Origin of the sequence: Vibrio clamense (genome assembly GCF_050337905.1) — a bacterium.
Classification (GTDB): Bacteria; Pseudomonadota; Gammaproteobacteria; order Enterobacterales; family Vibrionaceae; genus Vibrio; species Vibrio cortegadensis.
In genome coordinates, this window is record NZ_JAKJTJ010000020.1 from 503,519 (window position 1) to 524,423 (window position 20,905).

The 20,905-nt window shown below is 43.3% G+C and carries 20 protein-coding genes; 5 read left to right on the forward strand and 15 right to left on the reverse strand.

The window, feature by feature from the left end:
- Nucleotides 1-42 precede the first annotated feature (42 nt).
- Together relA and rlmD are read right to left on the reverse strand one after the other, a co-directional pair.
- Entirely contained in the window at nt 43-2,265 is a 2,223-nt protein-coding gene (gene relA, locus L4C39_RS07385) for a GTP diphosphokinase (RefSeq protein ID WP_113795788.1), read from the reverse strand.
- Between the two features lie 85 nt (nt 2,266-2,350).
- Nucleotides 2,351-3,676 (reverse strand): 23S rRNA (uracil(1939)-C(5))-methyltransferase RlmD, encoded by a 1,326-nt coding sequence (gene rlmD, locus L4C39_RS07390; protein ID WP_429745198.1) that lies wholly within the window; start codon nt 3,674-3,676, stop codon nt 2,351-2,353.
- Nucleotides 3,677-3,849: 173 nt separating this feature from the next.
- Here rlmD and barA point away from each other — a divergent pair, with 173 nt between their 5' ends.
- On the forward strand, nt 3,850-6,630 hold the full coding sequence (gene barA, locus L4C39_RS07395; RefSeq protein WP_113795786.1) for a two-component sensor histidine kinase BarA: 2,781 nt from the start codon (nt 3,850-3,852) through the stop codon (nt 6,628-6,630).
- Between the two features lie 14 nt (nt 6,631-6,644).
- Here the strand turns inward: barA and acpS are convergent, their stop codons facing one another.
- The 11 genes from acpS to rpoE all read right to left on the reverse strand — a co-directional run bounded on the left by acpS (nt 6,645) and on the right by rpoE (nt 15,841).
- Nucleotides 6,645-7,025 (reverse strand): holo-ACP synthase, encoded by a 381-nt coding sequence (gene acpS, locus L4C39_RS07400; protein WP_017054636.1) that lies wholly within the window; start codon nt 7,023-7,025, stop codon nt 6,645-6,647.
- A gap of 43 nt (nt 7,026-7,068) precedes the next feature.
- Nucleotides 7,069-7,803 (reverse strand): pyridoxine 5'-phosphate synthase, encoded by a 735-nt coding sequence (pdxJ, locus tag L4C39_RS07405; RefSeq protein ID WP_113795784.1) that lies wholly within the window; start codon nt 7,801-7,803, stop codon nt 7,069-7,071.
- Nucleotides 7,800-8,528: a DNA repair protein RecO gene (gene recO / locus L4C39_RS07410; protein ID WP_429745201.1), complete on the reverse strand. Its 729-nt coding sequence runs from the start codon at nt 8,526-8,528 to the stop codon at nt 7,800-7,802. The genes pdxJ and recO overlap by 4 nt, the downstream gene beginning before the upstream one ends.
- Before the next feature lie 77 nt (nt 8,529-8,605).
- Nucleotides 8,606-9,574 carry a GTPase Era gene (gene era / locus L4C39_RS07415; protein ID WP_017054639.1) on the reverse strand — a complete coding sequence of 323 codons (969 nt, stop codon included), beginning with the start codon at nt 9,572-9,574 and terminating at the stop codon, nt 8,606-8,608.
- Nucleotides 9,567-10,244: a ribonuclease III gene (rnc, locus tag L4C39_RS07420; protein WP_017054640.1), complete on the reverse strand. Its 678-nt coding sequence runs from the start codon at nt 10,242-10,244 to the stop codon at nt 9,567-9,569. The genes era and rnc overlap by 8 nt, the downstream gene beginning before the upstream one ends.
- A gap of 27 nt (nt 10,245-10,271) precedes the next feature.
- Complete coding sequence (gene lepB / locus L4C39_RS07425) at nt 10,272-11,168, reverse strand: signal peptidase I (protein WP_113795782.1); 897 nt, start codon at nt 11,166-11,168, stop codon at nt 10,272-10,274.
- Nucleotides 11,169-11,272: 104 nt separating this feature from the next.
- Complete coding sequence (gene lepA / locus L4C39_RS07430; protein ID WP_429745204.1) at nt 11,273-13,066, reverse strand: translation elongation factor 4; 1,794 nt, start codon at nt 13,064-13,066, stop codon at nt 11,273-11,275.
- Nucleotides 13,067-13,180: 114 nt separating this feature from the next.
- Complete coding sequence (locus L4C39_RS07435; protein ID WP_429745206.1) at nt 13,181-13,651, reverse strand: SoxR reducing system RseC family protein; 471 nt, start codon at nt 13,649-13,651, stop codon at nt 13,181-13,183.
- Entirely contained in the window at nt 13,648-14,625 is a 978-nt protein-coding gene (rseB, locus tag L4C39_RS07440; protein ID WP_017054644.1) for a sigma-E factor regulatory protein RseB, read from the reverse strand. Before rseB ends, L4C39_RS07435 begins: the two co-directional genes overlap by 4 nt.
- The gene (locus L4C39_RS07445) at nt 14,622-15,236 is read right to left on the reverse strand and encodes a sigma-E factor negative regulatory protein (RefSeq protein ID WP_017054645.1); all 615 of its coding nucleotides are present in this window, start codon (nt 15,234-15,236) and stop codon (nt 14,622-14,624) included. The genes rseB and L4C39_RS07445 overlap by 4 nt, the downstream gene beginning before the upstream one ends.
- A gap of 26 nt (nt 15,237-15,262) precedes the next feature.
- The gene (rpoE, locus tag L4C39_RS07450) at nt 15,263-15,841 is read right to left on the reverse strand and encodes an RNA polymerase sigma factor RpoE (RefSeq protein ID WP_017054646.1); all 579 of its coding nucleotides are present in this window, start codon (nt 15,839-15,841) and stop codon (nt 15,263-15,265) included.
- A 338-nt stretch (nt 15,842-16,179) separates the two neighbouring features.
- Here rpoE and nadB point away from each other — a divergent pair, with 338 nt between their 5' ends.
- Nucleotides 16,180-17,787 (forward strand): L-aspartate oxidase, encoded by a 1,608-nt coding sequence (nadB, locus tag L4C39_RS07455; protein WP_113795778.1) that lies wholly within the window; start codon nt 16,180-16,182, stop codon nt 17,785-17,787.
- An 86-nt stretch (nt 17,788-17,873) separates the two neighbouring features.
- Here the strand turns inward: nadB and L4C39_RS07460 are convergent, their stop codons facing one another.
- A complete protein-coding gene (locus L4C39_RS07460; protein WP_429745209.1) occupies nt 17,874-18,302 on the reverse strand; it encodes a protein YgfX in 429 nt (142 codons plus the stop codon).
- On the reverse strand, nt 18,250-18,510 hold the full coding sequence (locus L4C39_RS07465) for an FAD assembly factor SdhE (RefSeq protein WP_017054648.1): 261 nt from the start codon (nt 18,508-18,510) through the stop codon (nt 18,250-18,252). The genes L4C39_RS07460 and L4C39_RS07465 overlap by 53 nt, the downstream gene beginning before the upstream one ends.
- Before the next feature lie 151 nt (nt 18,511-18,661).
- On the opposite strand from L4C39_RS07465, the gene ygfZ reads away from it, so the two are divergent.
- The 3 genes from ygfZ to L4C39_RS07480 all read left to right on the forward strand — a co-directional run bounded on the left by ygfZ (nt 18,662) and on the right by L4C39_RS07480 (nt 20,896).
- Nucleotides 18,662-19,633, forward strand: coding sequence for a tRNA-modifying protein YgfZ (gene ygfZ / locus L4C39_RS07470; protein ID WP_017054649.1), 972 nt, complete (start codon nt 18,662-18,664; stop codon nt 19,631-19,633).
- A gap of 15 nt (nt 19,634-19,648) precedes the next feature.
- Nucleotides 19,649-20,119, forward strand: coding sequence for an aminoacyl-tRNA deacylase (locus L4C39_RS07475; protein WP_017054650.1), 471 nt, complete (start codon nt 19,649-19,651; stop codon nt 20,117-20,119).
- Between the two features lie 570 nt (nt 20,120-20,689).
- Nucleotides 20,690-20,896: a DUF1107 domain-containing protein gene (locus L4C39_RS07480; RefSeq protein WP_017054651.1), complete on the forward strand. Its 207-nt coding sequence runs from the start codon at nt 20,690-20,692 to the stop codon at nt 20,894-20,896.
- The last annotated feature ends 9 nt before the right edge of the window (nt 20,897-20,905 follow it).

Genomic DNA, 20,905 nt, shown 5'->3' on the forward strand with positions numbered 1-20,905 from the left:
TATAGGCGGTGCTGATTATATTTAAAGCCTTCAATGATGCCGTTAACCTAGACGCTTCACCGACATCACATCTTTCAACTGCTCTAAACGCACGATGACTCGGCTTAGTACATCAACATTGGTGAGTTCTAAGTCAAAATCCATCACTGACATTTGGCGTTTGTAGTCTGTGCGGCTTTTCATTGTCGTAATTTTTATTTTTTCATTCGCTAACAGCGAGGTAATGTCTTTCAGTAAACCACTACGCTCAAGCGCCTCCACTCTTAACGTCAGAATGTAAGAGCCAACGAATCCACTTCCCCAAACGGTATCGATGATCCGTTCAGGCGCATGTAAACTCAGCTCTCCAAGTTGCTCACAGTCTGCTCGGTGCACTGAGATACCGCGTCCTTGGGTGATATAACCTTTAATGACATCACCCGGAATTGGCTGACAACAGCGTGCTAAGTGAGTCATTAAGTTATCAACCCCTTCAACGACCACCGCATCTTTTTTCGGTCGACTCTGTTGAGCGGGTTTGTTTTCTGACTCTTGCAGTTTTTCTAACGCTTTTTGATCTTCTTCTTCAGCCGTAGGCTTATTTACTAACGCATTAATATGGTTAATAACCTGATTAATTCGTAGATCACCGCTGCCAATACCCGCATACAGTTCATCGTTAGTATTGACGTTAAATCGCTTCAGTGCATAACGTTGGGCATCTTTAAGAGTTGCCCCTACTTTCGCAAGTTCAACTTCAAGGATCTCACGTCCGGCCTCAAGGTTCTTCTCTCGACCTTGCTTACGGAACCAAGCATTGATCTTCGCTCTTGCTCGACCTGAATGAACAAAACCTAAAGACGGATTCAACCAGTCTCGTGATGGGTTCGGCTCTTTTTGAGTTACGATTTCAACTTGATCGCCCATACTCAACTTATGAGTAAACGGAACAATTCGTCCTGCGACTTTGGTACCGATGCAACGGTGTCCCACTTCAGAGTGAATGTGGTATGCAAAATCGAGAGGGGTTGCTCCCATAGGCAAGTCGACGACATCACCACGCGGAGTAAAGGCATAAACACGATCATCAAACACTTGGCTGCGCAATTCATCAAGCATTTCGCCAGAATCTGACATCTCTTCTTGCCAGTCAATTAGCTTACGAAGCCATGTAATTTTTTCATCATAGCCGCTACGACCTGCCGATGCGCCTTCTTTGTATTTCCAGTGCGCCGCCACCCCGAGTTCAGAATCGTCATGCATCTGCGTAGTACGGATCTGGATCTCGATGGTTTTCCCTTCCGGGCCAAGCACCACGGTATGAATCGATTGGTAACCATTTGGTTTAGGGTTCGCGACGTAATCATCAAATTCGCTTGGTAGGTGCTTATATTTAGTATGAACCACACCAAGTGCCGCATAACAATCTTGCAGTTTATCCGCGATAATACGCACTGCTCGAACATCGAAAAGCTCATCAAAGGCTAAGCTTTTCTTCTGCATTTTTCGCCAAATACTGTAGATGTGTTTTGGTCTACCGCTGACTTCGGCATTAATTTGATAACCTTTCATCTCAGAAGAAAGATCCGTCACGAAGTCTTCAATATACTGCTCGCGGACGATGCGACGCTCAGATAATTGTTTAGCGATCTGTTTATAGGTTTCAGGCTGTTGGTAGCGGAAAGCGTAATCTTCAATTTCCCACTTAAGCTGACCGATACCCAGACGATTCGCAAGAGGCGCATAAATATTGGCACACTCTTTTGCTGCCGCACGACGCACCGCATCAGGCTCGTCTTTTACTTCTCGAAGATTACAGATACGCTCTGCTAGCTTAATGATCACGCAGCGGAAATCATCCACCATCGCCAGTAACATTCGACGAACGTTATCGACTTGACCGGATCCTTCCGCATTTTCATACGTCACATTTAATTGACCGATGGCTGCCATTTCATCAACGCCATCAATCAGCTTTACGATTTCCTTACCGTACGCTTCTTCAAGCTGTTGCCTTTCAAATAACCCACTAGAGACAATCGGAAATAACTGCGCAGCCACTAACGTTGGCTTATCCATCGACAAGGTGATCAATATTTCGATCATCTCTCGCCCACGCCACAGCAACAAACTTCCGTTTTCGACATCACCAAGCAGGCTTTCACACTGCTTATACACATCGGTTAATTTTTTTGATGTTTTGCTATCTTGCTCAAGGCTAGAAATCCAATTGTCTAACTCAAACTTTTCACTCGGCTTTAAATGCGCGCTTCGTACGGCAACCATCTATTTATTCCTAGTATTTGGTTCTTATATATCTAAATATCAGACTAATTGTTCCTCAATTAGTTCTGGCTACTCAACTGACTGTTTATTTCTTATTCTTTGTAAATAATGCCATAGATTCTAAATGGCTCGTATGCGGAAACATGTCCAGCATACCTAATTTTTGTAATTGATAACCCTGTTCTAACAGGCTTTTGCTATCTCTTGCAAGGGTAGCAGGATTACAAGAGACGTACACAATACTCTTCGCTCCAAGCTTCGAAAGTTGATCCACGATCCCACTCGCTCCAGCGCGTGCAGGATCGAGCAATACTTTATCAAATTTCTCACTCGCCCAACCTTGATGGCTAAGATCATCTTCTAAGTTTGCTTGGTAAAAAGCGGTATTGGTTATCTGGTTAACAACCGCATTGCTTGCCGCTCGCTGCACCATCTCTTCAACCCCTTCCACCCCAACAACAAATTGAGCTCGCTTGGCGATAGGTAAGCTAAAGTTCCCGACTCCACAGAAAAGATCAAGAATACGCTCATCGCTTTGCGGATCTAGCCATTCAAGTGCTTGCTCAACCATCTTCTGGTTTACGTTTTTATTCACCTGAATAAAGTCATTCGGCGAGAAAGGCACCTTAACGCCTGTTTCGCTGTAAGACGGCTCTTCACCATAAACCAGATGTAACTGATCGGTTTCTGGCATCAAATAGAGCGTTGCCGAATTCTGTTTGGCAAACTCAAGCAATTGGCTATTCTCTTGTTCAGAGAGAGGCTTAAGGTGGCGCAATACAATAACAGGACCTTTATCACTTAAAACCAATTCAACATGCCCCAGAATGGCGGGTGATGAAAAACCTGACAGTATATGCTTAATTTTTGGCAGCAACTGATTCAAGCTTGGTTCTAACACCGCACAATCGGTCACATTGACGATAAGCTTGCTCTGTTTTTTACGGAACCCAAACTGTAGCTGGCGAGTTTTCTTATCAACAAATAAACTCATACGAGCGCGGCGGCGATACCCTCGCGCTTCTCCTATGATCGCAGGTGCTAAGTCCGTATTTTGATCGACAAACTTGTTCATTAACTGATGAAGCGATTGGCTTTTATGCTCGCTTTGAGCAACGTAATCTAGATGCTGGAAGTTACAGCCTCCACACTCATTAAACTGCGGACAAAAAGGTTTCATGCGCTGTTCGCTTGGCGTTAACACTTTAATCAACTTGGCACGTGAGTACTTACTTTTACTTTCAGTTAACTGCACTAAGACTTCTTCACCAGGCAGTGCACCATCAATAAACAGTGGCTTATTTTTTTGGAACGCGATTCCCGCGCCTTGGTGATCCATTCGTTCCACCAAAATTGACTGATGTTTGGTCTCTAATTGAGTTTTCTTTTTTGGTTGAAAAAAACGCGCCATGCTCTATGCCTGCAATATTTATTAAGTAAATTATTTTCACTCAGAGTCACTATTCTACTCTGGAATGATTGTCGAACTGGGCCGACTTGATTAAGCTAATCGATAATTCGATGAGCCCACTATTCTTGAAGGGTTCATTTTCCCATATCCAGACAGTAATGTAATCAGAGAACATGACTAGATACGGCTTACGTGCCCGCGTTATTACACTAACTCTCGCTCCGACCTTAATTATTGGTCTGCTTTTAAGTGCTTTCTTCTCATTTAACCGCTATCACGACCTTGAAACTCAAGTGATCACTACAGGCACGAGTATCATTGAGCCACTCGCCATTGCAAGTGAGCAGGGGATGGCGGAACAAAATCGCGAATCGGTAAGGCGACTCATCAGTTATGCGCACCGAAAAAACTCTGAAATCGTCCGTAGTATTGCCGTTTTTGATGACCAACACGAACTCTTCGTGACCTCTAACTTCCACCCCAGCTTTGAAAGTTTGATGTTCTCGAAAGATGAACCCATTCCTGCGTTAGGCTCTTCTGAACTGTTTGATAATACCCTAATCTTACGCACTCCGATCATCTCTGAAACTCAACTGATCAATCATGGGCAACCAAATACGGATCAAGCTTTGGGTTATATTGCTATAGAGCTCGACCTATCTTCACTTCGCTTACAACAGTATCAAGAGATATTTTCAGCGGGTCTTGTGCTCATTATGGGCTTAGGGCTTTCTGGTTTTTTCGCTTTTCGTTTGATGCACGATGTCACTCGCCCCATAACTTACATGAAGAATATGGTAGACCGCATTCGTCGTGGTCATCTTGATGTCAGGATTGAAGGGAAAATGCATGGCGAACTGGACTCGCTCAAAAATGGTATCAACGCCATGGCGGTTTCACTATCTGAATATCATGTCGAGATGCAGCACAGTATCGATCAAGCGACCTCAGATTTACGTGAAACATTGGAGCAGTTAGAGATTCAAAACGTGGAGTTGGATATTGCGAAGAAACGCGCTCAAGAAGCGGCTCGTGTAAAATCTGAGTTCCTTGCAAATATGTCACACGAACTAAGAACCCCACTCAATGGTGTGATTGGATTTACTCGCCAAATGCTCAAGACGCAACTCTCTAATGGGCAGATCGATTACCTTCAAACCATTGAACGTTCAGCGAATAATCTACTGAATATTATTAATGATATTTTAGATTTCTCGAAACTTGAAGCGGGCAAACTAGCATTAGAAAACATCCCATTTGAATTCCAAGAGAGTTTGGAGCAGGTGGTGAACCTTCAAGCCACCAGCGCACATGAAAAAGGCTTAGAGCTCACTCTCAAAGTTGATCCTAAAATCCCAGCAGGCGTCATTGGCGATCCACTTCGAATTCAACAGATCTTGACCAACCTCGTCGGTAACTCGATTAAATTCACTGAGCGTGGCAACATCGATATTGGCGTTGAACTCCGTTCTCAGAATGAGGATGCGGTAGAGCTTCAATTTACGGTCAGAGATACCGGTATTGGCATTTCAGAAAGACAACAAGCGCAACTTTTCCAAGCATTCAGTCAGGCAGATGCCAGCATTTCACGTCGATATGGTGGTACAGGGCTTGGTCTGGTTATCACCCAAAAATTAGTGGGGCAAATGGGCGGTGAGATCAGTCTAACCAGTAGATTGCATCAAGGCTCAACTTTCTGGTTCACGCTCCGTTTGAATATTACCGATATGCCAATGACGGACTTGCTGGATACCGATTGTCTTGCCCAAAAACGTTTGTTGCTTATCGAACCTAACATGCAAGCGGCGTCCATTACTCAGCAATCATTGACACAAGAAGGCTTGATCATTACTTACCGCTCGGTGATGCCTGATAACTCAGAACCGTATGATTATGTATTGTTGAATCTGTCTCCAAACCAAACTCATGAAAAAGAGCTACTTGATTCGTGGATCCGTCGAGCATTTGCTATGTCTCCGAATGTCATTGTAGGGACACCAAGTACAGAATTGGCGCTGGCTGAGCAGCTAATGAAAACCTACGACATTCACTGTATTACTAAACCGATATCTCGTAAGAAGTTGCTACAGACCTTAATTACTCACCAATCACCGACGCTTATTGCTGCTCCTGTAGAGACGCAATACGAAGAGAAAGTACCACTCAAAGTGATGGCGGTTGATGATAATCCCGCAAACTTAAAGCTGATTACCGCACTATTAGAAGAGCGAGTAGATAGCGTCATCTCATGTTCGAATGGCCTAAAAGCGGTTAAAGAAGCAGAGCGTCAGAAGTTCGATATCATCTTAATGGACATTCAAATGCCACAGATGGATGGTGTTACCGCATGCTCACAAATAAAGAAAACCGCTTTAAATGCCAACACTCCAGTGATCGCAGTCACCGCGCACGCGATGAGTGGGGAGAGAGATAGACTCCTTGAGGCAGGAATGGATGATTACCTCACCAAACCAATTGAAGAGCATGTATTACAGCAAGTTCTTGTGCATTGGAGTCCACTGACTCAACACACCGAAGTAGACAAGCTTTCCTTACCTCAATCGGAGCCTAGCCTACACTCGGATACCAAGCCTGAGCATAAAGACATGATCATTGACTGGCAAATCGCACTCAAACAAGCGGCGAATAAGCCTGATCTTGCCAAAGATATGCTTAAGATGCTGGTCGATTTCATTCCCGAGGTTTACGTGGTTGTTGAGCAAGCCATTGAAGAAGAAAAATATGATATGGATGAACTAATTCATGTGGTTCATAAGCTGCATGGTAGCTGCTCTTACAGTGGCGTTCCACGGTTAAAGAGTATTTGTGCCACGATTGAGAAAGCCCTACGTTCAGGCTCTAGCGTTGAGGATATAGAGCCTGAGTTATTTGAATTACAAGATGAGATGGATAAAGTCAAAGCCACCGCGAACCTTTACATCACAGAGACGTAAACAAAAAAATGGCGTTATGATTCAAATACAACTGTCGCCACCGCATAGTGGCGTTCATCTGAAATAGAGAGATGGCTTGATGTGACTTGCTGAGCTTGGGCGATCTCTAATGCTTTGTTTTGCAAAGTGAGTATCGGCTTGCCATGCTCATTATTTGAGATGATAAAGTCATGAAATGTCACCCCATGAGCAATCCCTGTTCCTAGGGCTTTTGAAGCCGCTTCTTTCGCTGCAAAACGTTTAGCTAGAAAGCGGCCTTGCTGTTTTAGTTGTTGAAAGGTTTGATACTCAGATTCAGCAAGAATACGTTGTGCAAAGGCATCCCCACTTCGAGCTAAGGCTTTTTCGACTCGCTCTATTTCAGCAATATCGGTTCCTAATCCAACAATGGCCATGATCACATCACCCTAAAACAGTTTATTTTAATGACTCAATACTCTATGAGTTACGCGCGACTTGCATGGCAATTTTCATATCAGTAACGGCTTTTTGTAAACCATCAAACACGGCGCGACCCATAATCGAGTGGCCAATATTCAATTCATAAATTTCTGGTAACGCCGCAATTGGGCCTACATTGTGGTAAGTCAAACCATGCCCTGCGTTCACGGTAATCCCAAGATCATCTGCGTAGCTTGCACCTGCAGCAATTTTTTTCAGCTCATCTTGCTGATCGTTTTCAGTTTCTGCATCGGCATAATGGCCAGTATGAAGCTCAATAAATGGCGCTCCACACGCTTTTGCCGCATCAATCTGCTCTCGGTCTGCATCAATAAATAGAGACACTTTAATGCCGGCCGCCGTCAATTTTTCAGTAGCGGCTTTAATTTTCTCAAGCTGACCAACAACGTTTAAGCCACCTTCAGTTGTCAACTCTTCACGTTTTTCTGGCACTAAACAGACGTACTCAGGTTTAGTTTGCAGCGCGATTTCGACCATTTCATCGGTCACAGCCATTTCAAGGTTCATACGCGTTTGCAGTGTTTCTCTCAAAATACGTACATCGCGATCTAGAATATGGCGGCGATCTTCTCGTAAATGAATAGTGATGCCGTCTGCGCCTGCTCGTTCAGCAATCTCAGCTGCATGAACAGGATCTGGGTATTTTGTACCACGAGCGTTACGTAATGTTGCGATGTGATCGATATTGACGCCTAAAAGGATTGAGCTCATTTTCCAATACTCCGTGCTCTGGGAATGGCTGTTCTGGAAATAAACAGTTCCCGACTTTTTAATGGTTTGCCGCCAAGATACGGCTTTAATGCTATGCGTGTAAAGCGCTTTGCTGCTTTTAACTGCTCTTTCGTGAGGAAGCGTCTTTCACTGATTGCAATCAACTCATTTCCCATGAAGGTGAGGTTATCTCTGCGAACACTCGCGATGAAACCTTTCTGCTCCCGATAGCGATAAGTCATATCAGGAGCAACATCTTCTCCAGAGCCTGCGCAATGCAAAAAATCGACGCCATACCCCATTGCAGAAAGCAACGCGAGTTCAAATCGGCGTAAGGCGGGTTCTGGGTTATCGTTGTGAGCAAGCTCAGTCAGTGCAAATAGGTAATCATGAAACAGCGCAGGAAACGGCTCTTCTTGCCTCAGTACGCGCCCAATTAGCTCATTTACATACATGGCCGAAAACAGGTTAATACCAAATAAAGGTAAACCTAAACTGATGGGTTCAGCTTGGCGCAACGTTTTCATTGAACCATTACCTGACCATTTTAAAAGTAATGGCGTGAACGCTTGCAAGGCTCCTTTCAAGTTGGAACGTTTGCTTCGGGCACCTTTTGACAACAGTGTGACTCGCCCATACTCTTCACTGAATACATCAAGAATTAAGCTGGTTTCACTGTAAGGTCGGCGGTTCAATACGAAGCAGCGCTGAAATCCATCACTCACTCACATTACCTTCTTTCAGATATGAAAAGAGAGAGTATACACTCTCTCTTGTTAACGGCTAAGCATCCTAATCAGGATTACAAATCGTCGATATAACCTAAGCTACGCAATGCTCGTTCATCATCAGCCCAGCCAGATTTAACTTTAACCCAAGTTTCTAGGTAAACTTTACGCCCGAATAGTTCTTCCATATCCAGACGAGCTTCGCGACCAATGGTTTTGATCTTTTCGCCAGCTTTACCAATCACCATTTTTTTCTGACCAGTACGTTCAACTAAGATCAATGCATTGATATGGAATCCGTCGTTATCAGGATTGTAATCAAAGCGTTCGATCTCTACCGTCACCGAATATGGTAGCTCATCACCCGTGAAGCGCATTAGCTTTTCACGGATAATTTCTGACGCCATAAAACGTTGAGAACGGTCTGTCACATACTCTTCTGGGAAGTGATGCGTTGCTTTTGGTAGATGCTCGTGTACATGCTTACGCAATACATCAATGTTCTTACCATTCTTTGCTGAAATTGGCACAACATCAAGGAAGTCCATCTTTTCAGAAACCGCCTGCATGTGATGCATAACATCGTTACGGTCTTGAACGTTATCGACTTTATTGATGCATAACACAACTGGGAAATCAGTCTTCTTCAGTTTGTTAAGTACCATCTCGTCATCATCAGTCCAATGAGTACCGTCGACTAGGAAGAAAACCAGGTTCACATCACTCAGAGAGCTGTTCGCCGCACGGTTCATCAAACGGTTAATCGCTCGCTTCTCTTCGATATGAAGACCTGGAGTATCGACGTAAATCGCTTGGTAATCCCCTTCAGTCTCAACACCCATGATACGGTGACGAGTGGTTTGAGGTTTACGCGAGGTAATCGAGATCTTTTGTCCTAAAATATGGTTCAAAAGTGTCGATTTACCTACGTTTGGGCGTCCAACGATAGCGATAAAACCACAATGTTGGTTTTCCGGTAAGCTTGGTTCTACTTTCTCTGATGCGAAATAAGCATCAATATCGAATTCATTGTTATCAGACATTGGTCAGTTGCTCTAGTGCTGTTTCAGCGGCCGCTTGCTCTGCCTTGCGGCGGCTGGTGCCTTTACCGATAACAGGTTTATCCACACCTGCCACATCACACGAAACCGTAAATTCTTGGTTGTGTGCTTCACCTTTAATATTAGTCACTGTATAGACAGGTAGCGACTTTCTTCTACCTTGCAAAAACTCTTGTAAGCGAGTTTTTGGATCTTTTTGTGACACACCAGGCTCAATTGAATCTAGGCGAGTTTTATACCAGCTTAATACTACGCCACGAATCACTTCGACATCACTATCTAAATAGATAGCGCCGATGATCGCTTCCACAGCATCCGCAAGGATAGAATCACGACGGAAACCGCCACTTTTCAACTCACCTGGACCTAATTTTAAATAATCTCCTAGATCAAATTCTCGACCTAGTTCTGCCAATGTATGGCCACGTACAAGTGTTGCACGCATACGGCTCATGTCCCCTTCATTCACCTTAGGAAAACGGTGATAAAGTTCATCAGCAACGACAAAACTTAAAATTGAATCGCCCAGAAACTCAAGACGTTCATTGTGTTTACCATTGGCGCTACGGTGAGTCAGCGCCAGGTTCATAAGCTCAGCATCATTAAACTGATAGCCGAGCCTTCTCTCTAGTTTAGCAATTGGAGAATTCATACTTTCTCGATTGGTTAAATGTAACGATTAATGAAGACCACCGATGCGGTTAAAACGCACACCAGTTGGAATCCATGCAGGCAACACGCTGTCTGCACTACGTTCAAATTCAAAGCTGATCCAAATTGCGACCGCTTTGCCGACTAAGTTCGCTTCAGGGACAAAACCCCAGTAACGGCTATCAGCACTGTTATCACGGTTATCACCCATAACAAAGTACTGACCTTGTGGAACGATCCACTCATTGACACCACCACGAGGCTGATACGCTTCAACGCGATCACGACGTAATGGGTTAATTAAAATTTGGTGTCCTTGTTCGCTTAACTGCTCATCGAGTTGAACCAGAGGAATCCCATTTTGGATAAACTCACTTTCAACCACGTTGCTCAATTTTACAGGCGTACAACTGCGCTCACCTTGCGGTTGAATGCACACTTCTTTATCACTGCTGTAACGTACCGTATCACCCGGCATACCAACAACACGCTTAATGTAATCGATATTTGGCTGTGGTGGGTATTTGAATACCACGGTATCACCACGTTCAGGCTTGCCTGTTTCAACTAACTGAGTACGCCAAACAGGGTCTTTAATTCCGTAAGCGTATTTTTCCACTAAGATGAAATCTCCAACCAATAACGTTGGCATCATTGATCCTGATGGAATTTGAAACGGTTCAAAGATAAAAGAGCGCAATACTAATACGAAAGCGATCACCGGGAAGATAGAAACACTATTTTCAATCCACCACGGTTGTTGAGCGACTTTCGCGGCTACAGCTTCATCAATACCATTAGTTTGAGCCTCAACATCAGCCACTTTTTGCTGACGTTTCTTGCCCCATACTAATTTCTCTAGCGTCCAAACAAGACCAGTAACAAGCGTTACTATTACAAGAATCAGTGAAAATGTATTAGCCATTGACTTCCCTTATCTAAAAAATACAAAAGTGAAAGAGCCGAAACTCTTTCACTTAAATTGCACTACAGCTTAACTTGCATAACAAGTGACTAAAGCGCTAATAATTAGTCTTTACCAACGTGAAGAATCGCAAGGAATGCTTCTTGAGGCAGTTCGACGTTGCCGATCTGCTTCATACGCTTCTTACCTTCTTTCTGTTTCTTCAACAGTTTTTTCTTACGGCTGATATCGCCACCGTAACATTTCGCGATTACGTTTTTACGTAACTGCTTCACGGTTGAACGAGCGATGATATGTGCACCAATGGCAGCTTGAATCGCAATATCGAACATTTGACGAGGGATGAATTCTTTCATCTTCTCAACCAATAGACGACCGCGACTCTGCGCATTGTCGTGGTGAGTAATGATTGCAAGCGCATCAACTCGATCACCGTTAATCAGTACATCAACACGAACCATGTTAGAAACTTCATAACGTTGGAAGTTATAATCTAGTGATGCGTAACCACGAGAGGTCGACTTCAAACGGTCAAAGAAATCTAAAACAACTTCAGACATTGGAATATCGTAAGTAAGTGCCACTTGGTTACCGTGGTAAACCATATCAACCTGTACGCCACGCTTCTCAACACATAGGCTGATTACGTTTCCTAGGTAGTCAGACGGCACTAAGATATTACAGCGTGCAATAGGTTCACGGATCTCTTCAAGATCATTAATCGCCGGAAGTTTTGATGGACTATCTACATACAGTAGATCACCGTTATTTAGCACGACTTCGTATACTACAGTTGGAGCCGTTGTGATCAGGTCTAAGTCATACTCACGTTCTAAACGCTCTTGAATGATTTCCATGTGCAGCATTCCTAAGAAGCCACAACGGAAACCGAAACCAAGTGCTGCTGAACTTTCTGGTTCATAGAACAGTGATGCATCGTTCAGGCTTAATTTGCCTAGAGCATCGCGGAAGTTTTCGTAGTCATCAGAAGAGACAGGGAATAGGCCCGCATATACTTGTGGTTTTACTTTTTGGAAGCCTGGTAGACGTTCTTCACTCCCGCCTTTAGCGTGCGTTAGCGTATCACCTACAGGTGCGCCAAGAATGTCTTTAATACCACAAACTACCCAACCTACTTCACCAGTATTCAATACTTCAGTATCGATCTGTTTTGGTGTGAAGATACCGATACGGTCAACACCCCAAACTTGGCCTGTACTCATTACTTTGATTTTGTCATTTTTCTTCAGTGAACCATTTTTGATTCGAACCAAAGAGACAACACCTAAGTAATTATCAAACCATGAGTCAATGATCAGCGCTTGAGTCGCACCATCTGGGTCGCCTTCTGGCGCAGGAATTTGTTTTACGATGGTTTCAAGAACCTCGTCAACACCTAGACCTGTCTTTGCAGAACAACGCGTTGCTTCCATCGCGTCGATACCAACAATTTCTTCAATCTCTTCCGCTACACGTTCAGGATCTGCGGCTGGTAAATCAATCTTATTAAGGATTGGCACAACTTCTAGATCCATTTCAATTGCGGTATAACAGTTTGCAAGAGTTTGAGCTTCAACCCCTTGGCCTGCGTCCACAACCAATAGCGCACCTTCACAGGCCGCTAATGAACGAGAAACTTCATACGAAAAGTCGACGTGTCCTGGAGTATCGATAAAGTTAAGCTGGTAAGTTTCACCATCTTGAGCTTTATAGTCCAGCGTCACACTTTGCGCTTTAATTGTGATACCACGTTCACGTTCTAGATCCATTGAATCGAGAACTTGCGCGTCCATTTCGCGTTCACTTAATCCGCCACAAACTTGGATTAAGCGGTCAGAAAGGGTCGATTTACCGTGGTCGATATGGGCAATAATGGAAAAATTACGAATGTGCTTCATAGGCTTGGTGTGACTTAGCTCTTTATAAATGGAAGAATAAGAAAGCCGTACGCTGACGGCATTTCAATCAAGTTGGCAGATTCTACCCAATTTCGGCACACTACGCACCATATATTAGGTAATTGGCTCTCCAAGCACTCGGATAAGAATCACTTCTTGTTGAGATTGCTCGGCTATCGGTTTTGAGAGACGTTTAGATAAACACAAACCAGCGTATGCAAAAAGCGCTGAAGTCAGGATCACCCCCCCTTCTCCAAGTTGCAATGTGGGTGCGATAAGCAACTGGCCTACAGCAGCCCCAACCATCAACATGAATAGTGGAACTAGATACACGATAGCAGCAGATTGGAGTAAACTTTTTTCTGGAAAGCCAATTTCAACCACTTGCCCTTCATGCACTAGGTTCTTGGTGGTCAATTCCCAACTTAATGCTTTATTACCCACCGCCTTTGACACGATACCCGTGCCACAACTTTTTTGAGATGAGCAACTGCTGCAACTTGTCGTTTGCTCACAACTTAACGCCACCTGATAACCATTAGGCGTAGAGTGAACATCCGTTATCGTTGCTAATGCTGTCATCATTGGCTTTTTTTCTCTGATGCAATACTTGTCATTGCCGGGAGTGTCACTGACTCAGCAATACGCTTTGCCGTTGCAGGCGGAATATCACCAACCACGGTAATTTCGTGAGAACCGTTGAGGAAGCTATGTAATGTCCGACGACCTTGGCGAACTAACTGGCCTTTTAGCGAGTTATCATCTTTGTCTGCGACATAGATTGAAAAATTAAATAGACCATCGCTGTACATTTGGCTCTCAACCATACGACCCGTTGTTGCCATTCGATAGCGATTCATATCTTTAGCCTGAAAGCCATCAGGCACCCAACTTACTTTCCAATCACTCTGCTTTACATTCCCTTTAGGAAGAGAAAGCACTTCTGGTAATTGCGCTTGCTGCAAGCCGCTCATGACATCGGCTATTTTACTGTTCACTGCATACGAAATCGTTCGGTATTGTTCCAACACCTCGCCATCACGGTCAATCAAGTCTGCACGTAATGGTAGCTTGCTTTTTTCATCAACCCATAACACGTAGGAGTATCTCAAGCCATCTTTTGGAACAATTCGTAGCACTTGAGCCGCAGCACCAGCCTCACGTGCTCGTCCCACTTTTACGTAGTCGTAATACTGATTTAGCTCATCAATATTGCTCATTAACATCGGCATAACTGGCGCGACCATTTTCCCAGATTCAATGGTAAAAGGGTCAATGCCTGGCTCGACATAACTCACTTCATTGCCACGGCGAATCACTTCTCGAACGGGACCACTTAAATAAACTAAGTGCGCCAATTGCTGGTCACTGTTCGCATGACGATAGAGCAACGGCTCAATGCTATTTTTCTTAATTAAGATATAAGAAAGCTCATAATTAAGATGCAAACTCGCTTCGCTCATCTGATGTAATAAAGCCTCCGCAGGTTTCTCTTCTGCAAAGGCTTGAGGGATCATCAAACTAGCCAGCGTCAATGCACTGATTAGAATTTTTTTCATTCAATTACCGATTCTTGGTGTTCATCAACGACGGATGTATCACTGTTTAATCTCAATTGTAACTCATAATCTTGCAACAAAGCGTTAATGCGACGACGTTGTTCTTGTACATTCGCTTCGCTTGGGCCTTTATGTACAGACTCACGAGTCAGACTCACAGGTTCAACACTTCCTGAAAAAGGAACCGTTTGTAGCACTGGGATCTGAGCAACGTTAGCTTGGTTTGATTCACTACCACTATATTGCTGGACGCCTAAAATAACGACCATGGATACACATGCCGCCATTGCGACCTGACCAAATTGAGCCAACCACGCTGGCAATTGTCTTTTCGCCTGCATAGGTGTTGGTTGTGATTCAATTTTGGCTGTATGCAAATCCGTTACATTATCTAGTTTAGTATGCGCTGGCTCATTATCCAAAGCAGCCATCACGCCGTCTGCTATGTTCCACTCCAAATTATTGGGGGTATCACCACGCATCACATCACCGATTAAGTGATAGTTCTGCCAAGTTTGCTGGCTTTCTTGATCAATCTCAGTCTCTGCAATTAGAGCAGTATCGATTGACTCTCCATCCATGAGTGCCGAAAGCTTTTCTTTGTCAGCCATTATTTTCACCATATTAATTACTACTATTAGCGCTGTAAAAGAGGGTTAATTTTCTTTTCCACCGCTTCACGAGCACGGAAAATACGCGAACGTACTGTTCCTACGGGACAATCCATCACTTCTGCAATTTCTTCGTAACTCAAGCCTTCTAGCTCTCGTAACGTCATTGCAGTCTTTAAATCTTCAGGTAACGCTTCGATTGCACTGAAAACTACCTGCTTCAATTCTTTGGACAGCGTTAAGTTCTCAGGGTTCGAAATTTCTTTTAATGCATTACCCGTTTCGTAGTATTCAGCGTCTTCAGCATCAACATCACTCGCCGGCGGTCTACGACTTTGGGCAACAATGTGATTTTTAGCGGTATTCACAGCAATACGATATAACCAAGTGTAGAACGCACTTTCTCCTCGGAAGTTTGGAATGGCACGATAAGCTTTAATAAATGCTTCTTGTGCGACATCTGGTACATCACCAGAATTATTCACATACCGAGAAATAAGATTGCACACTTTATTTTGGTACTTAATAACCAAAAGATTAAAGGCTTGCTTATCTCCGCTCTGAACTCGCTCTATCAATACCTGGTCGGTCAGCTGCTCGTTCATTCGAGCGTGTACTCCTATTGTTCTGCCCTATACCTTCTCAGATATGGGCTCTAATTATGCAGAATGTAGTATTGACTCCACCGCTTACACGAGCACTATTGTGACTAAAGTTATTTTAGAAAGTTCAAATGATTCTAAAATATTTGTCATTAATACTTCGTTATGTGATGTAATCTAAAAATAATAATTCTCAAGGAATTTGAGGGCCACATTAGCGAAAAGCAATGGCATTTACAAAGTATTGCATTGATAGCGACAGATTCTGAGCTAAAATACGTTACCAATGCAGTTGGATAAGAGTAGGAAACTCTACTATAGATCGGGATTTTAATAGTTTTATGAACGTAAACCGTGAACATCAATGTGATGTATTAGTGGTAGGAAGTGGCGCGGCAGGTTTGTCGTTAGCGTTACGTGTCGCTGAATATGGAAAAGTAATCGTATTAAGTAAAGGCCCTCGTAGTGAAGGCGCAACTTACTACGCTCAAGGTGGTATTGCCGCTGTATTTGATGAATCAGACAGTATTGAGTCTCACGTACAAGATACGCAAATTGCAGGCGCTGGATTATGCGAAGAAGATACCGTTAAATTTATCGCTGAAAATGCAAAGGAATGTGTGCAATGGTTGATTGATGGCGGTGTGCCATTTGATCGAGTTGAAAATGATACCGATGAAGCACCTCGCTACCACCTCACAAGAGAAGGTGGGCATAGCCACCGTCGTATTCTTCATGCTGCTGATGCGACAGGCATGGCGATGCAAACCTCTCTTCAGGACAATGTTCATAACCACCCCAACATTACTGTTTTAGAGCGCCATAACGCGTTGGATCTTATCACTGAAGATAAAGTCGGTGGTGATAAAGACAAAATAGTAGGTGCTTATATATGGAACCGAAATCAAGAGCATGTTGAAACGGTTCGAGCTAAATTTGTCGTTCTCGCGACTGGTGGTGCATCAAAAGTATACCAATATACTTCAAACCCTGATGTCTCCTCTGGCGATGGTATTGCCATGGCTTGGCGTGCGGGTTGTCGTGTTGCAAACCTTGAATTCAACCAATTCCACCCAACTTGTTTATTCCATCCAGAAGCTCGCAACTTCTTGCTAACAGAAGCTTTACGAGGCGAAGGCGCATACCTGAAACGCCCTGATGGCACTCGTTTCATGCCTGATTTTGATGAGCGTGGCGAACTTGCTCCACGTGATGTAGTGGCAAGAGCGATAGACTTTGAGATGAAGCGTTTAGGCGCAGATTGCATGTACGTCGACATCAGTCATAAGCCTGAAGAGTTCATTACGGCGCACTTCCCAATGATCCATACTCGCTTGATGGACTTGGGTATTGATATGACCAAAGAGCCCATCCCAATCGTTCCTGCCGCTCATTATACCTGTGGTGGCGTCATGGTAGGTAAACAAGGACAAACGGATATTAGTCAGCTTTATGCCATTGGTGAAGTCAGTTACACAGGTCTTCACGGTGCAAATCGCATGGCATCGAACTCTCTGCTTGAATGTGTGGTATACGCCTGGGCAGCGGCGAAAGATATCATTGAAAATATCCAACAAGCTGAACTTCCTCCATCATTGCCACCATGGGATGAAAGCAAAGTCGGAGATTCAGATGAAGAGGTAATCATTCAGCATAACTGGCATGAGCTACGCCTATTTATGTGGGATTACATGGGCATTGTACGGACTGACAAACGTCTTGAACGTGCACTTCGTCGTATTCAGTTGCTACAACAAGAGACTCATGAGTATTACAGTAACTTCCGTGTATCAAACAACTTACTGGAATTACGTAACCTACTGCAAGTCGCTGAACTGATGGTAAAATGCGCAATGCAACGTAAGGAGAGCCGTGGTCTTCACTATACTCTGGATTACCCAGAATTGGCTGAAGATAGTGGCCCAACAATCCTTGTTCCAAAACGTTAATTGTCGATAATTTAAGGGAGCATGCATGCTCCCTTTCATTTATCTATTCCGTAACGTCTCTCTTTGTACATCTCGTTACGATCGATTTAACGGCTTCTGTGCGCGTTTTTAAGCACTACCAGTAAATGTCGATAATCTATGTTACTGCAACTATCTCGCCAAATTAAATATCCAAACCCTCGATTATCTTTTAAAGCAATAAACCACCAAGCGAACAGAAGGTTAACGCCTCTGATCGAATAGTTTTCCTCCTGCCAATCAAAAGAAGTGCGACCGTGAATCGTCACGGATCCCAAAATAGCGGTAGGAAGAATTTGCTGATGAGACCAGTAGATAAATAACTTAGAGCCGATGAAAACACTCACGACTAAAGGTATGGGAGAAAAAATGATTGCCCATGTAATAGAAAGCACGATCGCAATCGTCAATACATGAGCAATTTTAGAGCGGAAAATTTGGAGCTTAGCGCACTTTACTGAGGTTATGCGCGACAATTTTATCAACCATACAAGCATGACCTAGGTTTTCGCTACGAGAGTGACCCATGATCCAAGTAAATAAATCAGGATCATCGCACTCCAATAATGAAACAAAATCACGCTGTTCTTGTTCTTGAAGAGTATCAAAACATTCTTCAAAAAAAGGCATGATTACGACGTCTAATTCAAGCATTCCTCGACGGCAGCCCCATTTGATGCGTGCTTTTTGTTCTGCGGTGTACATTGCTTATCCTCACCTTATGGTTATTTACTCGAAGTGTACCAAGCCCACATAAATTCAACCACTAAGTGAGTCACAGTCCCTATCAATGCTGACAAAAAATCCTAACAAGATTAACATAAAGGGAATTCAACCATATTTAGGTAATGATCATATGAACTCGCTCAACGATTTCGCACCTATATCTCAAAATAGAGATGCAGCACTGCCAAGCTTAATGATTTCAGTCTTAGATCAACTTGGTACTATCACCATGATTGGTGACGATAAAAAATCCTACCTTCAAGGGCAAGTGACCTGTGATGTTGTTTCTTTAACTGCGACACAATCAACTCTCGGCGCACATTGCGACGCAAAAGGAAAAGTGTGGAGCATCTTTCGCCTATTTCATCACAACGGCGGCTATGCGCTACTGCAACAAAAATCTGCGATTGATATCGAGCTGACTGAAATTAAAAAATACGCCATTTTCTCTAAGGTCGATATCGAACAGGGCGAAGATGTAGTTCTCGGTCTCATTGGTGAAAACGCTGAACAATATGTGAAAAGCCTAAATGCAACCCAAGGTGATGTTCGTGGCATTGATGGCGGTAGCGCAGTCAAAATTGATAAGAACCGCTGGGTTCTGTTAGTAAACCAAGAGCGCGCAAAACAGATCATCGACACCATTGAAGCGGTGAATGTGGATGAATCAGTATGGACACGTTTTGATATTGAGCACGCACAACCTCAAATCACTCAAACCAACCAGAATGAACACATTCCACAAGCTTTAAACTTACAAGCCCTGAATGGTATTAGCTTTTCAAAGGGGTGCTACACAGGACAAGAGACAGTCGCTAGAGCCAAATACCGTGGCATCAATAAGCGTGCGATGTTTATTGTCAGCGGCACGACAAGCCACCCACTTCCCGTTGATACACCTATTGAGTTAGAACGCGCGGTGGGCGATAACTGGCGAAGCGCGGGGACGCTAATGAAGCACTATCAATTCGATAATGGTGTCGCTATTGGTCTTATCGTATTGCCAAATAATTTAGATGATGACGTACAGCTACGCCTTAAAGATCAGCCAACAAGTCAGTGGGCAATTGAAGCACTACCCTACTCTTTAGATGATGAATAAGGCCTGCGAATTATCATGATCTCAACTAACTTAATGCAATTCTTGGAGATGCAACAGATACCGTTTCGTTTGTTGCCTCACCAAACACCAGCCATCAATATCGAAGATGCCGCACAACAACGCGGTATTCAGCCCGAACAAATGGTGAAGTCTATTCTACTGCGAGATATGAATCATCAGCTTGCTTTAGCATGTGCACCAGGAGATCAAGCCATTGATCCCAAGAAAGTTCGCGCAATATTGCAATGCAAGCGTATGACTTGCGTGAGTCTAGCGGATGTAGAGAAGATCACTGGCTATCAAATTGGCACCGTTACCCCGCTATTACTGAAACGATCAATGCCTATTATATTTGATCATAAAATTCTTCAGCATTCAGAAGTGACCATCAGCAGTGGTAGCACGATGGCAGGGATTGCACTCGACAGACAAACGCTCGTTGATCTCTGTCAGCCTATTTTTGCTGATATTTGCAAAGAATCTTAATGTGACGCTGGCTATAAAAAATATGTAATAAACAATTTATTACATTGCTCGCTTTGGTTTAGATCATAAGTAACACATATTAACGATGAATTTTAAGTCAATTAATTAACATAAATAGTCACATTGTGAATTTTATTGTAACCTCCTTGTGTTGACTAAATCTGGTTGGACATAGCCAAGAGTTTAGCCATCAAAGTGAATCCACTGAGTCAATCAGTACATCCACTTTTGTGTAATGCATCTGTGACTATTCGCCCGCGCTCAATGCGGGCTTTTTTTTGCTTAAATTAACATAAAATTAACACTTTCAGTAAAATTCACGCTATTCTTTAAAACGTCATAATAGTGCGGCTTAATACTCCTACCTAAAAAGAGAGAGGCAGTTCATTTGGTTAATATTATTTTAGGGTAACATCACACTGAATTAGATATAAATCCAAAAAACTGCCTACAGCAGCACAAATATCCAATATAAGAACATAACACTGCACTTATCTTCGGTCTTGTCACAATAAATATCCGAAGACTATCTATAATTCGCAGGGCTAGGAAAATAAAAAGGAATAAAATATGAGACTGTTTAAGCGCTATACTCCAGGGATGATTGCTAAACATGTTAGTCGACTATTTAAAGGAAGGATCTATATATATGGAGTAGGTAAATTTGAGTTTAACAACGGAAAGCTTATCTTGCCTGAACAAGCCGAACAACGTCATTTCAAAACGGTTAATGAAATCAATCAAGAGATAATGAAGCTACGCTGCGCCTACGCTTAACGCTCTTTT

Excerpts from the sequence above, each read along its gene's own strand:
- relA (WP_113795788.1), bottom strand. The coding sequence starts at position 2,265 with ATGGTTGCCGTACGAAGCGCGCATTTAAAGCCGAGTGAAAAGTTTGAG.
- rlmD (WP_429745198.1), bottom strand. The coding sequence starts at position 3,676 with ATGGCGCGTTTTTTTCAACCAAAAAAGAAAACTCAATTAGAGACCAAA.
- barA (WP_113795786.1), top strand. The coding sequence starts at position 3,850 with ATGACTAGATACGGCTTACGTGCCCGCGTTATTACACTAACTCTCGCT.
- acpS (WP_017054636.1), bottom strand. The coding sequence starts at position 7,025 with ATGGCCATTGTTGGATTAGGAACCGATATTGCTGAAATAGAGCGAGTC.
- pdxJ (WP_113795784.1), bottom strand. The coding sequence starts at position 7,803 with ATGAGCTCAATCCTTTTAGGCGTCAATATCGATCACATCGCAACATTA.
- era (WP_017054639.1), bottom strand. The coding sequence starts at position 9,574 with ATGTCTGATAACAATGAATTCGATATTGATGCTTATTTCGCATCAGAG.
- rnc (WP_017054640.1), bottom strand. The coding sequence starts at position 10,244 with ATGAATTCTCCAATTGCTAAACTAGAGAGAAGGCTCGGCTATCAGTTT.
- lepB (WP_113795782.1), bottom strand. The coding sequence starts at position 11,168 with ATGGCTAATACATTTTCACTGATTCTTGTAATAGTAACGCTTGTTACT.
- lepA (WP_429745204.1), bottom strand. The coding sequence starts at position 13,066 with ATGAAGCACATTCGTAATTTTTCCATTATTGCCCATATCGACCACGGT.
- L4C39_RS07435 (WP_429745206.1), bottom strand. The coding sequence starts at position 13,651 with ATGATGACAGCATTAGCAACGATAACGGATGTTCACTCTACGCCTAAT.
- rseB (WP_017054644.1), bottom strand. The coding sequence starts at position 14,625 with ATGAAAAAAATTCTAATCAGTGCATTGACGCTGGCTAGTTTGATGATC.
- L4C39_RS07445 (WP_017054645.1), bottom strand. The coding sequence starts at position 15,236 with ATGGCTGACAAAGAAAAGCTTTCGGCACTCATGGATGGAGAGTCAATC.
- rpoE (WP_017054646.1), bottom strand. The coding sequence starts at position 15,841 with ATGAACGAGCAGCTGACCGACCAGGTATTGATAGAGCGAGTTCAGAGC.
- nadB (WP_113795778.1), top strand. The coding sequence starts at position 16,180 with ATGAACGTAAACCGTGAACATCAATGTGATGTATTAGTGGTAGGAAGT.
- L4C39_RS07460 (WP_429745209.1), bottom strand. The coding sequence starts at position 18,302 with ATGCTTGTATGGTTGATAAAATTGTCGCGCATAACCTCAGTAAAGTGC.
- L4C39_RS07465 (WP_017054648.1), bottom strand. The coding sequence starts at position 18,510 with ATGTACACCGCAGAACAAAAAGCACGCATCAAATGGGGCTGCCGTCGA.
- ygfZ (WP_017054649.1), top strand. The coding sequence starts at position 18,662 with ATGAACTCGCTCAACGATTTCGCACCTATATCTCAAAATAGAGATGCA.
- L4C39_RS07475 (WP_017054650.1), top strand. The coding sequence starts at position 19,649 with ATGATCTCAACTAACTTAATGCAATTCTTGGAGATGCAACAGATACCG.
- L4C39_RS07480 (WP_017054651.1), top strand. The coding sequence starts at position 20,690 with ATGAGACTGTTTAAGCGCTATACTCCAGGGATGATTGCTAAACATGTT.